The 21905-nt window shown below is 35.3% G+C and carries 12 protein-coding genes and 2 pseudogenes; 8 read left to right on the top strand and 6 right to left on the bottom strand.

The genetic code is table 11. The features are described 5' to 3' along the window. Positions 1-148 precede the first annotated feature (148 nt). The 4 genes from F6K23_RS03995 to F6K23_RS03980 all read left to right on the top strand — a co-directional run bounded on the left by F6K23_RS03995 (position 149) and on the right by F6K23_RS03980 (position 3327). Positions 149-1438 (top strand): glycosyltransferase, encoded by a 1290-nt coding sequence (locus F6K23_RS03995; protein ID WP_293150858.1) that lies wholly within the window; start codon positions 149-151, stop codon positions 1436-1438. Between the two features lie 251 nt (positions 1439-1689). Next, positions 1690-2049: a recombinase family protein gene (locus F6K23_RS03990; protein WP_293151047.1), complete on the top strand. Its 360-nt coding sequence runs from the start codon at positions 1690-1692 to the stop codon at positions 2047-2049. A gap of 82 nt (positions 2050-2131) precedes the next feature. Beyond that, positions 2132-3214 carry a transposase gene (locus tag F6K23_RS03985; protein ID WP_293150855.1) on the top strand — a complete coding sequence of 361 codons (1083 nt, stop codon included), beginning with the start codon at positions 2132-2134 and terminating at the stop codon, positions 3212-3214. Then, entirely contained in the window at positions 3202-3327 is a 126-nt protein-coding gene (locus F6K23_RS03980) for a hypothetical protein (RefSeq protein ID WP_293150852.1), read from the top strand. The genes F6K23_RS03985 and F6K23_RS03980 overlap by 13 nt, the downstream gene beginning before the upstream one ends. Positions 3328-3347: 20 nt before the next feature. On the opposite strand, the gene F6K23_RS03975 is transcribed toward F6K23_RS03980, so the two are convergent. Together F6K23_RS03975 and F6K23_RS03970 are read right to left on the bottom strand one after the other, a co-directional pair. Beyond that, entirely contained in the window at positions 3348-8015 is a 4668-nt protein-coding gene (locus F6K23_RS03975; RefSeq protein WP_293150849.1) for a tetratricopeptide repeat protein, read from the bottom strand. A 362-nt stretch (positions 8016-8377) separates the two neighbouring features. Next, positions 8378-8710 carry a TIGR03792 family protein gene (locus F6K23_RS03970; RefSeq protein WP_293150847.1) on the bottom strand — a complete coding sequence of 111 codons (333 nt, stop codon included), beginning with the start codon at positions 8708-8710 and terminating at the stop codon, positions 8378-8380. A 101-nt stretch (positions 8711-8811) separates the two neighbouring features. Here F6K23_RS03970 and rpiA point away from each other — a divergent pair. The 3 genes and pseudogenes from rpiA to F6K23_RS03955 all read left to right on the top strand — a co-directional run. Further along, a pseudogene (rpiA, locus tag F6K23_RS03965) lies at positions 8812-9147 on the top strand (ribose 5-phosphate isomerase A); the annotation flags it as partial. A 591-nt stretch (positions 9148-9738) separates the two neighbouring features. After that, on the top strand, positions 9739-11646 hold the full coding sequence (gene ltrA, locus F6K23_RS03960) for a group II intron reverse transcriptase/maturase (RefSeq protein ID WP_293150845.1): 1908 nt from the start codon (positions 9739-9741) through the stop codon (positions 11644-11646). Between the two features lie 20 nt (positions 11647-11666). Next, positions 11667-12044, top strand: a pseudogene (locus F6K23_RS03955) (ribose-5-phosphate isomerase A); the annotation flags it as partial. A gap of 1258 nt (positions 12045-13302) precedes the next feature. On the opposite strand, the gene F6K23_RS03950 reads toward F6K23_RS03955, so the two are convergent. Next, entirely contained in the window at positions 13303-13461 is a 159-nt protein-coding gene (locus F6K23_RS03950; protein WP_293151055.1) for a hypothetical protein, read from the bottom strand. Positions 13462-14548: 1087 nt separating this feature from the next. Further along, positions 14549-14689, bottom strand: coding sequence for a hypothetical protein (locus tag F6K23_RS03945; protein WP_293150842.1), 141 nt, complete (start codon positions 14687-14689; stop codon positions 14549-14551). Positions 14690-14801: 112 nt separating this feature from the next. Here F6K23_RS03945 and F6K23_RS03940 point away from each other — a divergent pair, with 112 nt between their 5' ends. Continuing rightward, on the top strand, positions 14802-16382 hold the full coding sequence (locus tag F6K23_RS03940; protein WP_375340727.1) for an NAD(P)H-quinone oxidoreductase subunit N: 1581 nt from the start codon (positions 14802-14804) through the stop codon (positions 16380-16382). Positions 16383-17298: 916 nt separating this feature from the next. Here F6K23_RS03940 and F6K23_RS03935 read toward each other — a convergent pair. Continuing rightward, on the bottom strand, positions 17299-17736 hold the full coding sequence (locus F6K23_RS03935; protein ID WP_293150839.1) for a hypothetical protein: 438 nt from the start codon (positions 17734-17736) through the stop codon (positions 17299-17301). Between the two features lie 1480 nt (positions 17737-19216). Then, positions 19217-21598 (bottom strand): ATP-dependent helicase, encoded by a 2382-nt coding sequence (locus F6K23_RS03930; RefSeq protein WP_375340726.1) that lies wholly within the window; start codon positions 21596-21598, stop codon positions 19217-19219. Between the last annotated feature and the right edge of the window lie 307 nt (positions 21599-21905).

The following is a 21905-nucleotide window of genomic DNA, read 5'->3' as shown; positions in this document are numbered from 1 at the left end:
TAACTTAAACTAACATGGAAATTTAGCTCCCCTTCAAACTCTATAATCATAAATTTACTATTTAAAGATATTTTGGCAAAATGTCATAATAATTAGTTGAGTTGGTAATCAATTTGGGGTAAAACAAGTATTAAATGTTGGAGCAACCATGAAATTGATAATTCCTATCGAGTTTTATCGTAAAGGTGGAGTTGAAAGAGTAATTTGTGGAACCATTGAAGAGCTAATTGAACAAGTAGAGGAAATAATATTAATTTTGCCAAAAAAGGAGATTGCTTATTTTCAAGAAAAGTTACCGAAATCTCCAATAATCAAATATGAATCATTTACATTACCTCCTAAATCTTTACAGTCTCGAATACTTTCTGTAATTAATAAGTTTTCGTCTTTATCAGGTAATGTTAAAGCAAAAAAAATCCAAATATTTTTTAAGAGTATCCGCCGTAAATATCAGAGTAAGTTGAGTATCAAATATTTAGCTAATCGTTATCAAGCTACTCACTGCTTGTACTTTTTAGCTAATCAATTAATTCCACCCGATCTTGACATTCCTTTGGCAATGATCACCCATGATGTTTTCTGGAGATTTTCACCTCTAAGTTATCCAGAATCTTATATTAGGAAATATGATTTAAGTCTATTGGAATGGCTGAAGAAGGTTAATATTGTTTTTACTGTTTCTGAAAAAACTCGCCAAGATATTATCTCAATTTTTCCAGAGTTTACTAGCAAGATTACTACTATAGCTAATTCAGGTTTTCCTACTAAGTCAAATGCTTCACAAAGGTTATTGGGTTTAGCAGAAAATTCCCAAGAATCTATTGGCGAATTGCCAATTTTTTATTTGCCTTCTTCTTTTGGTGTTTACAAAGACCACTTAACACTGTTAAAAGCAGGTATTAAGCTTGCTCAAAAAAAGTTGAAGTTTAAAATAGTTTTGATTGGTAAAGAAACTGATAATTTGATTGCTGGGAAAATTACCTTGTCTCAGCAAAAAAACAGTCAAGAATATATTGATTATCTCCATCAATGTCAGGAAATATCTCAGAATAATCAAAATATAATGCAGGAATATTTTGAAGGGTTAGGATATTGTTCGGATGAAGATGTGGAAAAATGGTATAGAAATTCTTCTTGTGTAGTTTTTCCTTCTAAATATGAAGGTTTTGGTTTAGCTCTATCAGAGTCAGTTGTTAGAGGAATACCTGCTATTGTGTCAGATTTAGAAGTTTTTCGAGAGCAGGTAGAGCTTTATAAATGTGAGGATATGGTAGATTTTTTCCCTGTTGGAGATGTGGATGCTTTAGCAAATTGCATGGAAGAATTTATTCTCAATCCTCGGAAGAAGTTATCTGCTGAAGAAATAGATACACGCTTTTCTCATTGGACTTGGAAAGAGACTGCCAAAGAGTATGTTCGTCTTTTAGGAGAGTTGTAAAAAATTTAGTGTAAGTTGAATTTTGAAAAGCAATAAGATTGAGTGATGAATCTCAACTATAGATTAAGTGGTATTTGCCCACCTGAGTCAGAAGTTCTAGTCAAAATTTCACTCAGACGTCTGGGTTGAAGCAATAGTCAGGGAAGAAAGCGCTTGTTTTCGTTAATTATTACTCCTCTCACCAGGACAGTTAGAATAGTTCTCTATACAGGGGCCTCAACTCATTCCAACAATATGATCTTGACAGACAAATTGAATTTTTACGCTCAAACTTTCCAACAGCAGAATATATTTCAGAGGTTGGATCGGGACTCAATTTTAGGAGGAGAAAATTCCTCTCCATTTTGGACAGAGTTCTCGCAGGCCATATCGACAAGCTTGTGGTTGCCCACCCAGAAAGATTTGTTAGATATGGAACTCCGTTCCGCTGCGCGAAAGGATTTGAACTGGTTAAATGGCTATGCGAAAAGCATGAGTGTGAACTCTTGGTTCTCCATGAAAACAAGCTCTCACCAGAACAGGAACTTGAATTTTTTCAAAATATGCTGTCCATCGTCCATTACTTCAGTGCAAGGCTTTACGGACTCAGAAAATACAAAAAGCAAGTCTAGCAAGTCCTACAAGAAGACATCTCGCCATGCTCACACCAAAAAGTCCATCAAGATGTCCCCCAACAGTGTAAAGAAAATCAGGGTGTACCCCGATCAGGATTTGCATAGATTGTGGAAACAATGGTTAGCGGCATACCGTAGGGTTTACAACTGGGCGTTAGAACAATTAAAAACAGGGTTTAAAGGTGATTTACAGAAGGCGTGTCGTGGTAATGATAACTTTCCTGATTGGGTCCAAGAATTACCAGGACATCAAAAACAGGAAGCTTGTGACGAGGCAAGTGATGCTTATAGACAAGCTAGAAGAAATAATGGAGAAGTTAAGTTTAAGTCCTGTCGTGCTAAATCTCAGACCATTCAATTTAAAGTAGGTAACTATAAACATGGTACTTGGTATCCCAGGAAAACTAAAGGTTTGAACTTTAAGGCTGCTGAACCAATACCACTTGAATCCATATATGGTACAGAGTTAGTTTATCAACGTGGTAAATGGTTTGCTTGTTTTCCTCAATTTGTAGAAATATTGCTTACTGGTAGTAATAGAGTGATTGCTTTGGACCCAGGAAATAGAATATTTTTAACTGGTTTTGATGGAGAAAACATTTTAGAAATTGGCAAGGGAGATATCGGACGCATCAATAGATTGTGTTCGCACCTTGACAATTTAATTAGTAGAATGTCGAAAGCACCAAAACGTCAAAGATATAAAATGAGAAAAGCTGCTGACCAGATGAGAGCTAAGATTCAAGCAATAGTTAAGGATTTACATAATAAAGCTACTTCCTTGCTTGTAAATAGCTATAAATTAATTTTTCTACCTACTTTTGAAACATCAAATATGGTGCTAAAACAAGCTAGAAAAATTAATCGTAAGTCGGTCAGAAATATGCTCTCATGGAGTCATTACAAATTTGCACAACATTTAATTCAAGCCTCTGTTCGTAAAGGTGTAATTGTTGTTCGTTGTAATGAGTCCTATACCTCGAAAACTTGTAGTAATTGTGGTTATGTCCATCAGAAGCTTGAAGGCTCAAAAGTTTTCAAGTGTCCTGAATGTAAGGCCGTAATTCCCAGAGATATAAATGGCGCACGAAACATTATGATTCGTGCTTTGCAGGCAACTGCCTTCACTGTCAAAGGTGATGCTATACTGTGCTCCGATTAGTTGATTTGACTGATTTGAGTAGGTTAAATGTTGCACGTTGTAGTTTAGTCAAAAGCACTATAGTTGGTAATAGTGGCAGTTGTATAGAGTTTGATGAAAAATCTCATAACTAAGCTAATAGCTGAATGCTTACCTATTCTTTCAATAATCTATCCGACGAAACCAAAAGTTCAGCAAATATCTGATACATCTGTTTTGCCAATTTTTTCGGATTCCATAAAGGTGCTAAATTATCTGGATTTTTTGACTTTTGCAAATGCTCCCGCACCGAATTTCTTAAACCATTATCTTGACCTAATTTAATTCCCCATTCTGTATATTCTTCCCAACTCCAAGCTACTCCTATATCCAGATTTACATTCTTCAAAAATGAGTAACCCATTCTAGATAAATATTGTTCTCCAGCTCTAGTTATTATTGGTAAGTTTGCCCATAAAGCTTCTAAATTATGAGTACCTCCATTGTAAGGATAAGAATCTAATAAAACATCCGCTATCTGATAAATTGCTCGATGTTCTTCTTCTGTTTGAGTTTGTCCTAAAAAGATTATTCGATTAAAGTCTACTCCTAAATTTTCAGATTCTTGACGATAAGTTTGATAAATTACATCTACGTCTCCTTGACCTTTACGAATTAATATACTTTCTGGTGTATGTTGCAAAATTTTTAGTTGAGCGCGTACCATTTCTGGATTAGTTTTTCGTCCCGGTGCTATACACAAATAAACCATTTTATCTGAGTCAATACCAATACTATTTCTAGCAGTGTTTCTATCAACTAAATGACTATCAAACCCACCCACAGCTACAGATGTTTCTGGTAATCTAACTAATTTTTCTAAATAATATTTTTCTCTTCCTTCGGGGTGGGTATACGAGTCACATAAAAAATAATTATTTTCAGAAATATAGGGTGCATCAAAACCTAGCCAGGAAACACAGACTGGTGCAGGTTTTTCATGAATAATATGTACATTTACTGGCAATGTCATTGAATCTAAATCTACTACTACATCTAATTTGTCTTCTAATATTTGTTCGACAATTTCTTCGTAGGATGGAAACCCATTAGGATACTTTTTAGGCCAATAGGTTTTGACGGACATTTGTTCAAATCTTTGAGTAATATCATCTCTCTTCAACGGACCTGTAATATATAGATGAATGTGAGGTGTAATTTGAGATAATTCTCTAATTAAGGCTTCGCTACACCAACCTACAGAATGACGACGAAAATGTTTGGAAAGGAATCCTATTTTTAGGGGTTGGGAATTAGAAATATGAGTTTTTGGAGTTGGATAGTTTTTGACTCTATTTTGATAATATTGTTTGGCTATTAATTTGTAAAATTTAGCGTTTCCTTCTAAGTTATCCCGGAGATGAGGTACGGCAAATAAGAAAATTTCATAGAGTAGTTTTATTTCTATTTCGCTGAAGGTTTCACAGTTTTGATAACAAAATTTTTCTACTTCTGAAAGCTTGGAGTTTGCCACGTCGCTTACTCCAGATTGAAAGTAGGAGAATAAAAAGGCAGTTCCTGAAAGAATAGGAGCTATTTTTCCACAATAATTACAAAAATTATCGGCTGCTTTTCTAGCTTGAGCAAGTTTAGTTGTATGACTGAGTAAATCGCATAATTGTTGATGAGCTTCCACAAATTGTGGTTTAACTTCGATAGCTTTTTCAAATAAAGCGATCGCTTCTTCCATTTTTTCTTGTTTAATAATATGTCCGATGCGAGAATATACTTCTGCCCAGTTTGGTTTAAGTTCTAATGCTTGATGATATTTTTCTAGTGCTGATTCTAATAATCCTTTATTGGAAAGTGCTGTTCCTAAGTTAGCATAGGCATCATAGGAGTTGGGATTATATTTAATGGCTATTTGATAATGATAAATTGCCCGGTCGTAGTCTCCTTTCAGCAAGAAATTATTAGCTAGTTTTTCATGTAAGTGTTTGAGTTCTGGATTAATATTTAATGCTTTCTGATAATATTTTGCTGCTGCTTCTCTATCTCCTTGTTTACCTAAAATATTAGCTAGATTACTATAAGCTTCAGTATAATCTGCTTTGAGATTAATAGCTCTTTGATAACTTCTAATTGCATCGTTAATTCTGTCTAGTTTTACTAGAGTATTACCTAATTTAAAGTGAAAATCTGCCTCTACTATATCTGGTTGAATTTCTAATGCTTTTTCCCAAGATTCCAGAGCTTCATCAACCTTTCCTAAATATTGAAATAGTTTGCCAATATTCCAATAAATACCAGCCAAACCAGGTTTTAAATAAACAGCCTTTTGATAATGAAAAAGTGCTTGTTTATATTGACCTAACTGCAAATAAACACTACCAATATTTCCCTGAACTTCAGCAACTTCTGGTTCAATTTCTAACGCCTGACTATAAGCAGACAAAGCTGCTGCTAAATTATTTTGTCTGTAAAAAGCATTTCCTAAAGTTACATAACATGGAGCATAATCCGGTTGAATTTTCAAAGCTTGTTTACAAGAAGCGATCGCTACTTTTAAATCTCCTTGTTCGAGAGCCGTATTGGCTTGATTTTGATAAGTTTTTGCCGCGGGATATTTTAATAGTTTCTGGGGAAATTCTGGCTCTAATTCTTGATATTCAAAATTTTTAACTTGACTGAGGTTTTCGGGATTTTTATTGATTTTATTTAAACCAGGCAAATTATCAGTATTATTCTGGAAAGTCTCAAATTTTTGCTCTGGAATTAGATGGAAAGTAGTAGTTGGAATGTCATGGTTTTCCTCAGAGTCGATAATTTCTCTATTTTGGTTTCCTTGTAATTTTTCCGGTTCTAGATATGGAGTTAATTTCTCCTCAATTACGGAATCTAGGTATTTTTCTGTTTCTAATTCTTGGTTTTCAAAGGTCTTACCTTGACCTAGTTTCTCCTGATTTTTATTGATTTTATTTTGACTAGGCAAATTATCAGTATTATTCTGGAAAGTCTCAAATTTTTGCTCTGGAGTTAGATGGAAAGTAGTAATTTGAATGTCATGGTTTTCCTCAGAGTCGATAATTTCTCTATTTTGGTTTCCTTGTAATTTTTCCGGTTCTAGATATGGAGTTAATTTCTCCTCAATTACGGAATCTAGGTATTTTTCTGTTTCTAATTCTTGGTTTTCAAAGGTCTTACCTTGACCTAGTTTCTCCTGATTTTTATTGATTTTATTTTGACTAGGCAAATTATCAGTATTTTTCTTTAAAGTCTCAAATTTTTGCTCTGGAATTAGATGGAAATTAGTAATTTGAATGTCATGGTTTTCCTCAGAGTCGATAATTTCTCTATTTTGGTTGCCTGTGAATTTTTCCGGTTCTAGATGTGGAGTGAATTTCTCCTCAATTACGGAATCTAGGTATTTTTCTGTTTCTAATTCTTGGTTTTCAAAGGTCTGACCTTGACTGAGTTTCTCCTCAATTACGGAATCTAGGCATTTTTCTGTTTCTAATTCTTGGTTTTCAAAGGTCTGACCTTGACTGAGTTTCTCCTCAATTACGGAATCTAGGTATTTTTCTGTTTCTAATTCTTGGTTTTCAAAGGTCTGACCTTGACTGAGTTTCTCCTGATTTTTATTGACTTGATTTTGACTAGGCAAATTATTAGTATTTTTCTTTAAAGTTTCAACTTTTTGCTCTGGAGTCAGATGGAAATTAGTAATTTGAATGTCATGGTTTTCCTCAGAGTCGATAATTTCTCTATTTTGGTGTTCTGGTAATTTTTCCGGTTCTAGATATGGAGCTAATTTCTCCTCAATTACGGAATCTAGGTATTTTTCTGTTTCTAATTCTTGGTTTTCAAAGGTCTGACCTTGACCGAGTTTCTCCTGATTTTTATTGACTTGATTTTGACTAGGCAAATTATCAGTATTATTCTGGAAAGTCTCAAATTTTTGCTCTGGAGTTAGATGGAAAGTAGTAATTTGAATGTCATGGTTTTCCTCAGAGTCGATAATTTCTCTATTTTGCTTTCCTGGGAATTTTTCTGGTTCTAGATATGGAGTTAATTTCTCTCCAATTACTGAATTAATATATCTCTCTATATTATGATTATTTACCAATGCAAAATCTTGCCATTCTGTGAATAAAATTTCCAACTCTTGCTCAGTAATTTCAGGCTTTAACAATTTATATAACCCACTAAAAGCCTCTTGATAATTTGGTTCAATAGACAAAGATTTTTGATAATAATCAAGAGCAGCTTCAAAATTATTCTGAAGACTAAAAACACCACCCAATTTAAAATAAACTTCAGGATTTTCCGGTTCTAGTTGCTGAATAATTTGATAACAAACAATAGCCCGCTCAAATTCCCCTCTTTCAATAAATATATCTCCCAATATCAACCGAACAGATGAAATATTTGGATTAATCTCCAGCGCCCTTTCATAATTAAAAATTGCTAAATCCAACTGCCACTTTCTCTCATAAATACTGCCAATATGAACATAAACTTCTGCAAAATTAGGTTCTAACTTTAACGCCTGAAAATAAGCATTAATTGCCTGTTCAAATTTATTTTTCTCTTGAAAAATATTTCCCAAAATCAAATAAACAGAAGTCAACTGAGGTTGAACTTTAAGTGCTTCTTTGCAACAAGCGATCGCTGCATCAAAATTACCTTGTAGCAAATATACCTCAGCTAACTTCTTGTAAGCTTCAACATAGTCTGGTTTAATAGTTAAAACTTTTTGATAAGCAACCATTGCTGTATAAAGTTGTCCAGAATCTTGAAGTTTATTGGCTGTCTTGAAATAATTTTCAGCTAACATTTTCATGGTAAACCCTTATAGGGGTAATACTTGAGACTGCACTTAATTTTTTGTTAATTCTTGGCAATAACTAGAATAAGTTCATCTAGTACAAGATGGCGGAAATAACTGACCAGTTACAAAATCCTAAAACAATTACAAATCAAAAATGATTGACTGTCAGATGTGCGTTTTACATTCTGGAGGTGATGTGTGCGGAACCATTTCCGCACTTTAAAAGCGCCGTAGGAAACCTCGCCAATTAGCACTCGCTTTTCAATGCATGACTTTTAACTTCCGCGTAGCAGCACTAGGCATTCCCTACTGTAATTAGTGCTTTTTTTAGGATGTTTTTAGCTGGGTTTTGTAATTCTACAAATGTTAAAACTCTACACTGAAAACGAATGTGGGCCGTGTGGGTACGTCACGTCAACTTCATATTCTCTACAGTCTAACAAGGAGTAATTTTCCATCCCAAGTCCTTCCCTAAACTTAGATTCAGTTTCCTCTAATAAAACTTGTGAAATAGACTTCCATTGCTCCCGACTCTCCCAATAAACTACGATAATAACTTCATTATCTCTGTAGCTATCAAGCCAGACTTCTTTTTTTAAAAAACCCATTTGTAAAGCGAGGAAAGATGTCCAAATTTCTCGATCCTTTTGGATAAATTTTTCTTTTAAACTCTCTTCAATCTTGAATTGAAGCCATTCAATTATCATGGTATTTGTAGCAATAGAGAAAAAAGTATACTTGACTTTAACCTGCCAATTAGTTTAGCTAAGTTAAACAGTGCTAATAATTCGATTTGGAGTATTAAGATATGATAACAGAACAAGACCCCACTAAATTAATGAAACAGCAAGTCGGCAAAGCTGCTGCTGACCGAGTAAAGTCTGGTATGATAGTGGGGTTAGGCACAGGATCGACCGCTGCCTATATGATTCAGTTTTTGGGGGAACGTTTACAAAGTGGCCAACTCAAAGATATCAAAGGTATTCCTACCTCTTTTCAGTCAAACGTATTAGCTAAACAGTATGGCGTACCCTTGACTACCCTTGATGAAGTTGACCACATGGACATTGCCATTGATGGTGCTGATGAAGTTGACCCGCAGAAAAATCTGATCAAGGGTGGTGGAGCAGCTCATACCCGTGAAGTGCGACTCGTTGGCCACTAAACCAGGAAACTAGGTATAAATGGCCGTTCCAAGTCAACACATGAGGACAACCTCGACTTGTGAATAACTCTTATTACCTTGGTGGTGAAATTCCATCTGCCCTGTTGTTGGGTTAACAGCATAGGCCACACTGTAGAGACTGAACATCAATCGGTGAAGCTGGTCTAAAAGCGGGAAAATACCAGTTACCAGGAACGATACCGCAAGCAGAGGCTGACAAGTGGACGAACAGGAAGTAATCAAACTCTCGTGATATGAAACCATCCCCAAGGTAGCTATGGGATGTAGGACGAAAGTCAGGGGGTCTATGGACAATCTTATTTTGCGGAAGATTGTCAGCAACCATACCGAACCCTCCGGGAGATTTTACCTCACTAAATCAGTCGTAATAAAGGAATAAGGGAACGAGGAAACCTCTCTAGGACACCTAAGAATATAGGTCGAAATCTTAGGAAGCCATTCAAGGTCAATCTACGCTTTGGACGTAGGTCTTAGGGAGAGTAGGATTGGGTAAGAAGCTATCAAGCTGACGTACCCACTGTTAGACGTAATGTAAGGTAATAATTAGCGATGAATAAAGCTAAAACACTAAAAAGACGTTTAGGAAACCCTAAACCATTTTTAAGCGTGGCATGGGATACAAACGATATGCCGTCCCAAGTTAGTGTCAATCCTAATCTCAAATGGAGAGATATTAACTGGAAGAGAGTAGAAAAGTGTGTATTTAAGTTGCAAAAATTAATTTACAGAGCATCCAGCCGTGGCGAAATCCGCAAGATGCGTAAATACCAAAGACTTCTGACCAAAAGTTACTACGCAAGGTTGCTAGCTGTTAGGCGAGTAACTCAGGATAACCAAGGCAAGAAAACTGCTGGGGTGGATGGAATTAAAAACCTTCCTCCAAGGCAGCGCTTTAACTTAGTTGACCTCCTGAACTCACGTTACCTCAAAGCAAGTCCTACCCGCCGTGTCTGGATACCAAAACCAGGTAAAAATGAAAAACGTCCATTAGGCATCCCTACGATGTACGACCGTGCGTTACAAGCCCTGGTTAAGTTAGGTATGGAACCAGAATGGGAGGCACGTTTTGAGCCTAATAGCTATGGTTTTAGGCCAGGACGGTCAACACATGATGCCATAGAGGCAATCCATATAAGCATTAACCATAAACCAAAATATGTGCTTGATGCAGATATATCCAAATGTTTTGACCGAATTAACCACGATGCACTTCTAGGAAAGATAGGTCAATCTCCCTACAGACGATTAATTAAACAATGGTTAAAGTCTGGGGCGTTTGATAATAATCAATTCCTAAAATCTGTGGAAGGTACACCACAGGGAGGGGTAATAAGTCCCCTGCTAGGAAACATCGCCCTGCACGGTATGGAACAATGCTTAAATAAATTTGCTGAATCTTTACCAGGAAAAAAGCGAGATAATAAAACAGCATTATCCTTAATACGCTATGCTGATGATTTTGTTATCCTACACAAAGACATCAAAGTAGTGCTACAAGCAAAAGCCGTGATACAGGAATGGTTAAGTCAAATAGGTTTAGAACTAAAACCAGAAAAAACCAAAATTGCCCACACCTTGGAAGAATATGAAGGAAATAAACCCGGATTTGACTTCTTAGGATTTACAATTAGGCAATTTAAAGTTAAGTCAACCGAACAAGGATTTAAAACGCTGATTAAACCATCCTTCAAGAGTATAAAAACTCACTATCGGAAACTGGCGGATATATGTGACAAGCTTAAAACCGCTACCACTAAAGCTTTAATAGCTAAATTAAATCCGGTAATTAGGGGATGGGCTAACTACTTCTCAACTGTGGTCAGTAAAGAAATATTCAGTAAAATGAATATGCTTTTACTGAAAAGACTATGGGGATGGGCAAGTAGAAGGCATCCAAATAAATCTGCTAAATGGGTTAAAGATAAGTATTTCCCCCGCTGCAAAGAAACCAGAAATTGGGTACTTAATGACGGCGAGTATATACTTAACCTGCACTCAGATGTCCCTATTATTAGACACATAAAAGTGAAAGCTGTTAAATCCCCTTATGACGGCGATTGGACTTATTGGAGTAGCAGAATCGGTAAACACCCAGGCGTAAGGAAAGAAGTCACAACGCTGTTAAAACGGCAAAAGAATAAATGCGCATTTTGTGGACTAACCTTTAGTCCATCTGACCTTATGGAAGTTGACCATATAAAACCAAGGTCTAAAGGTGGTGACAACACTTATGAGAATAAACAATTGTTGCACCGACATTGCCACGATACAAAAACTGCCTTAGATAACAAAACATATCCAAAATCGAAGTCACAGGCTTTACCTGAAGGATATTTATGGGTTGACGATATGTTGGTTCTAAGGCAGGGATGTGCCCATGACAAGGGACGTTTAGGAGAGGAGCCGTGTGAGGTGAAAGTCTCACGCACGGTTCTGAAGACGAGTCGGGTAGGGTAACTTGCCTGGCTTAGTTTAACAAAATTGTGGACTGTTTGGCAGAACAGTTTATTGTAGTAGTAGATAGTTCTAAATTAGTAGATAGGTTAGGTTCTACTTTTTTGCTTCCGGTAGAAGTTATACCAATGGCAATGACTCCTGTAATTCGGACGATTGAAAAACTTGGTGGTCAACCAGAAGTTCGGATGGGCGTGAAGAAAGCTGGACCTGTAGTTACGGACGAAGGCAATCTAGTGATTGATGTTAAGTTTAATTCTATTGATAACCCTGCTGAATTAGAAAAAAGTTTAAATAATATTCCTGGCGTTTTGGAAAATGGTTTATTTGTAGGGGTTGCAGATGTAATATTAGTGGGAGAACTTCAGGATGGGCAGCCAATAGTTCGAGAAATTGCTTGAAGAGGTTCGTAGGTCGTAGGTTTTAGGTTTTAGGTGGTAGGTGTTATCTCAACGTTGGTTGAAGACCCGCGCTCTCCATCCCCCCTAGCCCCCCGATGATGCGCTATCCATTATCAGCAAAATTCTTTACAAAAGTGGATAATGCCTATTATAAAAAGCTTACGAGCATTTTGTTGGCTTTACTAGTTTGACAAATTCACTAACTTGTGTACTCCTAAAAGTTGTTTTTTGTCGTTGCGATCGCAACGACACTAGGATCTTTCAGACTTCCAAACATCAAATGATATTTTTGTCAAGTTTTATGTTAAGAAAGATGTTTATAAAGCATAGCTTTGAAAGGGGGGAACAAAAGGGGAGCTAGGGCATGAATGCGAGCGCATTCCGGAGGAAAAATCAATCAATTTTGCGACGCATGTCAATAGTGTGTTACACTTAAAATTTTGCTGCTTGGCTATCAGTGTCAGTCTGTGGAGCGCGCCTTTAGACCGAAAAGAGGCTCGACCTTGGAGGCTGGTGCATTGAAGCAGAAAGACCTAAGAGCGCGATGGTTAGGAATCCCGCGCTGTCTCGTAGAGCAGCGTCGGGAGGATGTCAATTATCTCCCTGATTCAATTTCTGCTTGGTCATAATACAGAGGCTTGGACGTAGTTTCTTATATGTGTAGAGGTAGCATGTCAGTCCAGGAATTTCACCTTATTGAACTCAGATTGCTGGATCTTGAGTATATTTGATTTTCTCTGAGCCCTGACAAAGTTAGATGATTTCAATATTTGCCCTTGCCCAAATTTCTGGAGACAAAAGACTATATCTGACTATATATGACTATATGGCGTTGGTAATTTGAGGTATGATACCATGTCCGGATAAGAGCGCGATAGAACTCCGTAACCTTTACACTCCCCGAAAAACTTTCTCCTTCTACTCAGGGTTTCTTCTTTTTTCTTCCCTCCTGACTCGGTCGTTCCCCTCCTGGGAGGGGTTAGGGGTGGGTTGACTCCTAAAGAATTAAGATTAATATCATATACTGATTTACCAAAGCCACCAACGCCGACTATATTTATGTACAACGTTTATTATACCAATTTGAAAAAGTAACGATATGTTTTGCTCTGCTTGGTAAATTCAGAAAATAACTATCTACAAAACAAAAACTACTAAAATTTTCGAGCTCGGCATCTTCAAGATACCGGGCTTTCAAGTAACTAATCGACATTAGAAAAAACTACTATTAACTAAATTAGGATTCAAAGAAACTTATTTAGTCCAGTAATTGTCTTTCAGATTCCAGAGCTTTCACTAAATCTTGATTTCCTTTAGCTCTAGCTGCTTCCAAGCGATGAGCTAATCTTTTTTCTATATTGACCTTATGAACTTCATTTAATTTAACTAGGCTTTTTGGTGAGTTTTTGTTCATCATGGACATTTTTTTTTCCTCTTTTATTATATTGCTTACATTTTTAATTTAGCATCGCGAGAAAAAATAAACCAGCCCGGTTACTGAAAACTGTCAGTTATTATTAGCTAGTAGACACCAAACAAAGTCTGTTTTAGTAGGCTATCCTTTGTAGAGTCATTCACAAATATTCTGAGTAAATCTTTTTAATAAAATGCCTGAAAGTATTGATGATTAATGGATGTGTAAACCATCAGCAATAAGCTATATAGTTAACTGAGGACTTTGAAAATCATCTTTTTTTATCCCTTAACGAAGGTGCCTCCTAGTTCATTAAATTTTATTAAGCATACTTTGCAATGTCATACCAAATATTAGTTAAGCCTTAGAAATTAAATTTTCTCTTTTTATTTTGGGTTTAATACGCCACCGCCTACACCTGTCCCTGATCAGGAACTCCTGAAAACCTTCTGGGAAGGGTGGGGAGTTTGGGGAGTTTGGGGAGTTTGGGGAGTTTGGGGAGTTTGGGGAGTTTGGGGGGCAAAAATCTTGTCTACAGTTATCAAAAAAATGTATTTTTCAATGCACTTTTCTCCTAAAAAACCAGCTCCAAGACCTACACATAACTTATCTACAATGTCTACGTTTTATATTAAGAAAGATGTTTATAAAGCATAGCGTCTACACCAGGGTCAATTTATTGTCACGCTTAGAAAAAGGGAGTAGGGGAGTAGGGGAGTAGGGGAGTAGGGGAGTAGGGGAGTAGGGCAATTTATTGTCACGCTTAGAAAAATTGTATGCTTTGAAATTTCGTACATCTTGCTAGGATTAGTTAACCAAAAATATAGAGTTCAGGACTTAGGCAAAGACACTACATATACTAGAGAAAAACTATAGCACTATGATATATATAGTGTTTTAACCATGAGAATGCGTAAGTCCTGGATTCATAAATCTTGCTAGGATTAGTTAACCAAAAATATAGAGTTCAGGACTTAGGCAAAGACACTACATATACTAGAGAAAAACTATAGCACTATGGTATATATAGTGTTTTAACCATGAGAATGCGTAAGTCCTGGAGTAGTAAATATTCTCTGACGACAAAGAATTAGTCCTGGCCGTCTACACCATGTTTACAATTGGTTGAGGTTTGAGTCCCCATCCATTTCTTCTTCCTTCCTTCTTCCTTCTTCCTTCTTCCTTCTTCCTTCTTCAATAATTTAGAAAAATTTGGTTTTTTCTTCTTCACCTAATAAAAAACCAAAAAATCTCTGGATACACGCTACAATCCTGTACTGTAAAGGATTATTAATTAGTCAAAATTCTTAGTTAGTTACACAAAAAATTTCAAATTATCTAACATGATAGATTTCTCTAACATTGCGGCCCAGCTTAACGCAGGCACTATCCTTCCAGAAGCAATAGTTATAATTACCCTACTTGTAGTTCTCGTTGGAGACCTTATAGTAGGACGTACTTCTGCTAAATGGACTCCCTACGCAGCCATACTAGGTCTATTGATCGCTATTGTGGCCTTATATACTCAATGGGACAGTACAAATACCATCGGTTTTTTGGGAGGCTTTAATGCTGATGCCCTCAGTGTAGTATTTAGAGGTATCATTGCTCTGTGTGCAATTACCACTATATTGATGTCGGTGGCATACATAGAACAAACTGGGACTCCATTAGGAGAATTTATTTGTATTTTGCTCACCGCTACTTTGGGGGCAATGTTCCTTTCTGGAGCAGATGAGTTGGTGATGATTTTTGTTTCTCTGGAAACCCTGAGTATCTCCTCTTATTTATTAACTGGTTATACAAAACGTGACCCCCGCTCCAATGAAGCAGCATTAAAATATTTACTCATTGGTGCTGCAAGTTCGGCCGTTTTTCTCTATGGCATTTCCCTTCTCTATGGTTTGTCTGGTGGAGAAACTCGGTTAACAGCGATCGCCTCTAGTCTTGCTGATGGATCGAGTGGTGGTATTTCACTAGCTCTAGTTATTGCCTTAGTATTCGCGATCGCTGGTATTTCTTTCAAAATTTCTGCTGTCCCTTTTCACCAATGGACTCCGGATGTATATGAAGGTTCTCCTACTCCAGTTGTGGCATTTCTATCAGTAGGTTCTAAAGCTGCTGGTTTTGCTTTAGCTATTCGTCTTTTAGTTACTGCTTTCCCTTTAGTTTCGGAACAGTGGCATTTTGTATTTACTGCCCTTGCTGTGTTGAGTATGGTATTGGGTAATGTGGTTGCTCTGGCCCAAACCAGTATGAAACGTCTACTTGCTTATTCATCTATTGGACAAGCGGGTTTTATTATGATTGGCCTTTTGGCGAATACTGAAGCTGGTTACGCTAGTATGATATTTTATCTGCTAATTTACTTGTTTATGAATTTGGGTGGTTTTACCTGTGTGATTCTATTTTCTCTCCGTACAGGTACGGACCAAATTAGTGAATATGCAGGGTTATATCAAAAAGACCCACTATTAACTTTAGGGTTGAGTCTTTGTTTGCTTTCTTTAGGTGGTATTCCTCCACTAGCAGGTTTCTTTGGCAAGATTTATTTGTTTTGGGCAGGTTGGCAAGCTGGGTTATATTGGTTAGTTTTGTTAGGATTAATTACCAGTGTTGCTTCTATTTACTACTACATTCGTGTGGTGAAAATGATGGTGGTAAAAGAACCGCAAGAAATGTCGGATGTGATTAAAAATTATCCTCCTATTCGTTGGGATATTTCGGGTATGCGTCCTTTACAAGTAGGGTTGATTTTGTCTGTTTTAGCAACGTCTTTAGCTGGAATTTTATCTAATCCTTTGTTTACTTTGGCTAACGATGCTATTGTTAAAACTCCTATGTTGAATTCGGTTTTAGTTCAGACTGTTGAAACTAATTCGGTAGCTAGTCAACCAAATTTTTCTTTGTCGCAAAATAATTAGTTTTAATTCTTTTGATTCAGCAAAAGAAAGTAAGAAATGTTCGACTTGTTGTCGAGCATTTTTTCTGTTCAATAGATAGGTCGAATTGTCGCAGTTTTTATTTAAGTAGAATACCAAAGATTTTTATTTAAAGGCAGAAGTTATATCCCCATTCCAAAGTAGAAAAAATTATACATGGGAAAGATTAGTGAGAGGAAAGCAGCAAAAAAAACTATTTATTTCACTTAAGCTTATAGCAGAAGTAAGAAGGAAAAATATTGCGTTGTTTGAGTTTTAAGCTTTTGATATGTCCGCGCTCTTTCCTTCGACTGTTATAACAACCTATTTCTTGGTCTTATAAAGGTTCTCATATTAATGAGGTAGATATTTTTTTCTCTTCACCGAATAATTAAGTTTTAAAGCCTCTCCTTTAAAGGGGAAACAAGCGGTTGATCTTCGCAGCTTCCCCGTTGGGTGGAATGGTGCAATTGGGAGCGGCTCTGATAAGAGCGGGTCTCCTCGCCATATCCAATCGACTAAGAGAAGCAAAAATTTTCATGATTAGTCAATCCTCTTCTTTTCAGGGAGAGGTAATTGTTAATTATTAATGATTAATTATTAATTATTAATTGTTGAACTATTCTCTGTTGCCTTTCCAAAAATTGGCATATATAGCCGGCATATATAGCCTAAATAATTAACAGCTTACTAAATTTTTGTCTCTAAAATATCACCTAATTTTCAGGAAATTCAATAGATAATATCAAGTTCAGTTATCTACATTATCAATATATTGAGAGTAGAGGCCAGTTATATTAGAAATAAGTATTTTAGCGGGTTGAATTTATGCCTTTATTTCAACCGACCTCTACATAAAAGTATTCTAGAAATTTTTAACCATTTCAGAATTTTATTAACAAAACTGAGTAACGGAAAACTATGCTAGAACTTTTAGAGCTTCTGGTTTCAGAATAACTTGAACTCCTGATTCAACTTTAACGTGCCACATACCATTTGGTAATTGATTTAGCAGCTCTACAGGTTTACCTTGATCTTCTTCTAGTTCTGGGTTTGGGGAATCAACTAAAATAACTGTTGTTTTGGTTGATTCTTTCGAAGATATTAAATTAGCAGATAAAGAGGGGTTTAGAGGGGGAGAGTATTCTGAGAGAGTTGCTAATTGCATTCTCAGTTGGGTTAGTTTATTTTGCAGTTCTTGATTTTCTTTTTGATATTGTTGTGACTGTTCTGTTAGTTCTTGATTTTCCAGGGTTAATCTTTGAACTTCTAGTTTTAATCTCTGAACTTCTACACATTCATCAATACTAACATTACAAGCTTTAGCTATAACTTTTTTAATTAGGGGGCTGTACATAACTTTTCAGTAAATAAATTAGAGTAAATTGTTTTTATGGAGAGAGAAGTTATTCTTTTTCCTAGCTTCTCTTACCTTCTATGATCATCTTCTATTTTTCCCATAGAGTATGTGACCCCTTATATGGTTTTAATGTGATTAAAATCACTATAAAAATTATGGGTTAATTATGGGATAAATTTCCAGGATAATAAACTTGATATTTGATAGTAATTAATACTTACATAAATTTGTTTTTTGAGTTAAATTGAAGTATAACTACTCAAATATTTTATCGTTTTACTTAATTCAGGACTGTGAGTTAAGTAGATACGCATAATGTATTAAAAAAGCCTATCTCATCAATAATTTATTGATCCCCTCTATTTTAGAAGTTGAAAAGATTCTCACATATACTATCTGCTTTGTCAATATAATTTTGGAAATAGGGTTTTTATTCTCAATGTCAAATCAACTATATTAAATATTACTACTTCCTCTATTTATATATGGTCAGTTGATATATTTTATTTATAATTTTGTGAACCCTTAATTTTAGATGTATGATTGAGAAAATCTAGCATTTACGGTAAGAGTAAGATAGGTAAAATTTTTACATCTTCTCCCAAAAGCAATAAATTTTAATTTTTTTTGATAAAATTTAATCAGGAAAGAAAGAAAAATTTTAATCTACATCTAATTGTAGAAATTATAAATATTTATCCAAAATTTATGTGAGGCGCGAATTACTATAATGAAACTATATTAAATATTACTACTTCTTATATATGGTCAATTTATCTATTTTATTGATAATTTTGTGAACGCTTACCTTTAGATGTCTGATTGAGAAAATCTAGCATTTACTTATTAAGAGGAAGATAGGTCAAATTTTTATATTTTCTCCCAAAAGCAATAAATTTTAATTTTTTTTGATAAAAGTTAATCATGGAAGAAAGAAAACTTTTAATTTACATCTAATTGCAGGAATTATAAATATTTATCCAGAATTTATGTGAGGGGGGAATTGCTATAGTGAAACTATATTAAATATTACTACTTCCTATATTTATATCTGGATATCTGGTCAATTGATCTGTATTTATTTATAATTTTGTGAACGCTTACCTGAAGATATATGATTAAGAAAATCTAGCATTTACTTATAAGAGGAAGATAGGTCATTTCAGTTATCAGTTATCAGTAAAATTTTTATATTTTCTCCCAAAAGCAATAAATTTTAATTTTTTTTGATAAAAGTTAATCAGGGAAGAGGGAAAACTTTTAATCTACATCTAATTGCAGGAATTATAAATATTTATCCAGAATTTATGTGAGGCGCTAATTATAGCAGTCTCAGGAAAGGTTAGGACAGATAAAAAGCTTAAAAATCTGACATTGTCTGATTTTTCCTTCTTCCTTCTTCCTTCTTCCTTCTTCCTTCTTCCTTCTTCCTTCTTCTGCGATACTATAGTGAAACTCTGTTTTGATGCTTTTAAATTTATCTGAAACTATCAGGAAACTCAGTCTTCAATACAGGTAAAACTGGACAAGGTTTTTGCTGCTGTAAATTGTCTGGTTTATTCCAAGTAAAAGGAGCTAACTTAGCAGCAGACATCCACAACAAACGTTTTGCTCTAGTCATCGCCACATATAATAGCCGAAATTCCTCTGCCGTTTTCAAATATCCTGCCTGTTTCCAACCAGTAGAAATATCTGGTAAATCTTGCCATTGTAAACTAGCACGAATTTGCGTTCTTGCCACTTCAGCTAAGTCAAATTCTCCCAAAAAATTCACCTGTGGCAAAACTCGTAAATTACCAGGAATTATATTTTCATGTAAAAAAGGTAAAAAGACATAATCCCAATCTAAACCCTTAGCTTTGTGCATAGTAATAATAGTAAGTTGGTTTTTACGAGTATAATTTTTCTCTGCATCTTCATCCACTTCAACAGGTTCAAATCTCTCGGAACCTACAATTTCACTTAACACTTCTAAAATAGAATTCATCGAACTATTATCAAAAGTTTGTTTAGCAACTCTTTCTGCTAACTTATCCGCAGTTGCTAAATCTGATTGTTGATATTTTAAAGTTAAAGCAAGAAAAGAAATTAATTGATACAGAGGTAATTCTGATTTTGCTCTGAGCAAATTACGACAAAGATCGCGACATTTACGCACTTTTTCTGATTGATAAGGATCGAGAGGTCCTGGGTAAAGAAACTGTTCTGGTTGAGAAGCAAAAACATTATAATCTTGCTTAGGAATTAAGTGTCGATCGCCCAAAACTTTCAAAGCAGATTTTAAATAATCTGGAGAATGAGGGCGGTCAATAAATTGCATTAATGCCAATATTTCTGCTGGAATTTGAGAGTGACGCGCTCCTTGAGAAACATCATGTATTGAAATATTTTGTTTGCCTAAATCAATATCAATTCCATACTTTCCAGGATTAGAAAAAGTATCTGTAATAAATTTACCTTGTTTATTTTCCCGTACTAATACAGCAAAATTACCATCGGGATTTTCTTTAAATAAATTAATTATGCGTTTACCCATCAACTCAAGTGTTTGGTAAATATCCCGAGGTTCATATATTTCTAAACCACCACCAGTAGCTGGAGGATTATCATTTGCCGGATGAATATTTTGGTCTCGAAATGGTTTTTCTATTCCTGTTAATTCCGAATTATTTACCCATTTCAACACAAAATTAGCTGCATCTATAATTTTTTGACAACTACGACCTGCTTGTTCCATAGTTGCCAACTTATTTAATTGTTCGCAGTCTTCACAAAATTGCCGAAAATCTATTGGATCTGCTGGAGTAAATGTGGAATTAATTGCTTGGTTTGGGTCTCCAACACGCATAAGATTGAGATGATTTAATTTTGATAATCTTTGCTCTTGAGAAATCCCATTATCTTCTGAAATACCATCATCATTTTCACTAGAATTAGCCAGTTTTTTTAAAAGTTTAGTTTGTAAGGGGGTAGAATCTTGAGCTTCATCTTCAAAAACTGCAAAAACTTGATTTTGCCACATTTTTCTAGCACCTTCATTTTCTAATACCCGCAACGCTGCCAAAATCATTTCATCGTAGTCAATTAATTGATTTTCCCTCAATATTTCCTGATATGTTTGATATAAATTAGCAGCAATATTCACAACTTGATAATGGTCATTAGTTTGGTCTCGTAATTTCCATAAATCTTCTGGTTTAAGACCAGAACTTTTTGCTTGTTGAATTGCTTTCCAAGCTAATTGAGGTAAAACTTCAGTGCGTAAAACAGACTGCCTTCTTAAACGTTCAGTTTCTTCTCCATCAAATTGAACTCCTTCAATTAAAAGTTGATAATGTCTGGGATTATTTGCAATCCAATTTTCTACACAAGTCCGAGTTATTCTATTGCTTGGAGTGGGAAGAATTAAAGTACTATTTTCTAAATCTAACTCAGATAATTCAGGATGACGTAGGGCAATACTCAAAGCCAAACCATGTAAAGTATGAACAATAAAACTGCCTTGAGGTAAAGATAATTCCTTTAAATGTTTGCGGATTTTAGTTTTAATATTACTAGCTGCAGAACGGGTAAAAGTAACAACAATTAATTGACGATTATTATGTAATTGATAACGAGCGATCGCTAAAGCTGCTGCTGCTGCCATCCCATAAGATTTTCCTGCCCCAGGAACTGCTGAAACTGCTAAAGGTCCTCCTTGCCAGTCAGCCATTTGTTGTTGCCCAGGCCGTAAATTGGAACGAATTTGTTGAATTGTTTTTTCTCTTAAACTTGCCAATGATAAGTCAATTTCTGTATTCTTTATATTCGTTTTAATATCAGTATATGGAGGTAAATTATTATTGAGATCGTCAGTCACTTTGTTTTAAATAAAAAGTTAAAAATTAAAATATTACCGAAAAATTGTGGGTATGCGCCTCCCCTTTTAAGGGGATAAAAAAAGACCATATTCCTGATGTAAAGCCTCCTTATTACAAAGGTACTGATAACTGATAACTGAAATGTAAAGCCTCCTTATTGCAAAGGTACTGATAACTGATAACTGATAACTGATAACTGAAATGTAAAGCCTCCTTATTACAAAGGTACTGATAACTGATAACTGAAATGTAAAGCCTCCTTATTGCAAAGGTACTGATAACTGATAACTGATAACTGATAACTGA

It is taken from the genome of Okeania sp. SIO2C9 (assembly GCF_010672455.1).
Classification (GTDB): domain Bacteria; phylum Cyanobacteriota; class Cyanobacteriia; order Cyanobacteriales; family Microcoleaceae; genus Okeania.
This window is presented reverse-complemented; position numbering and strand designations above follow the sequence as displayed.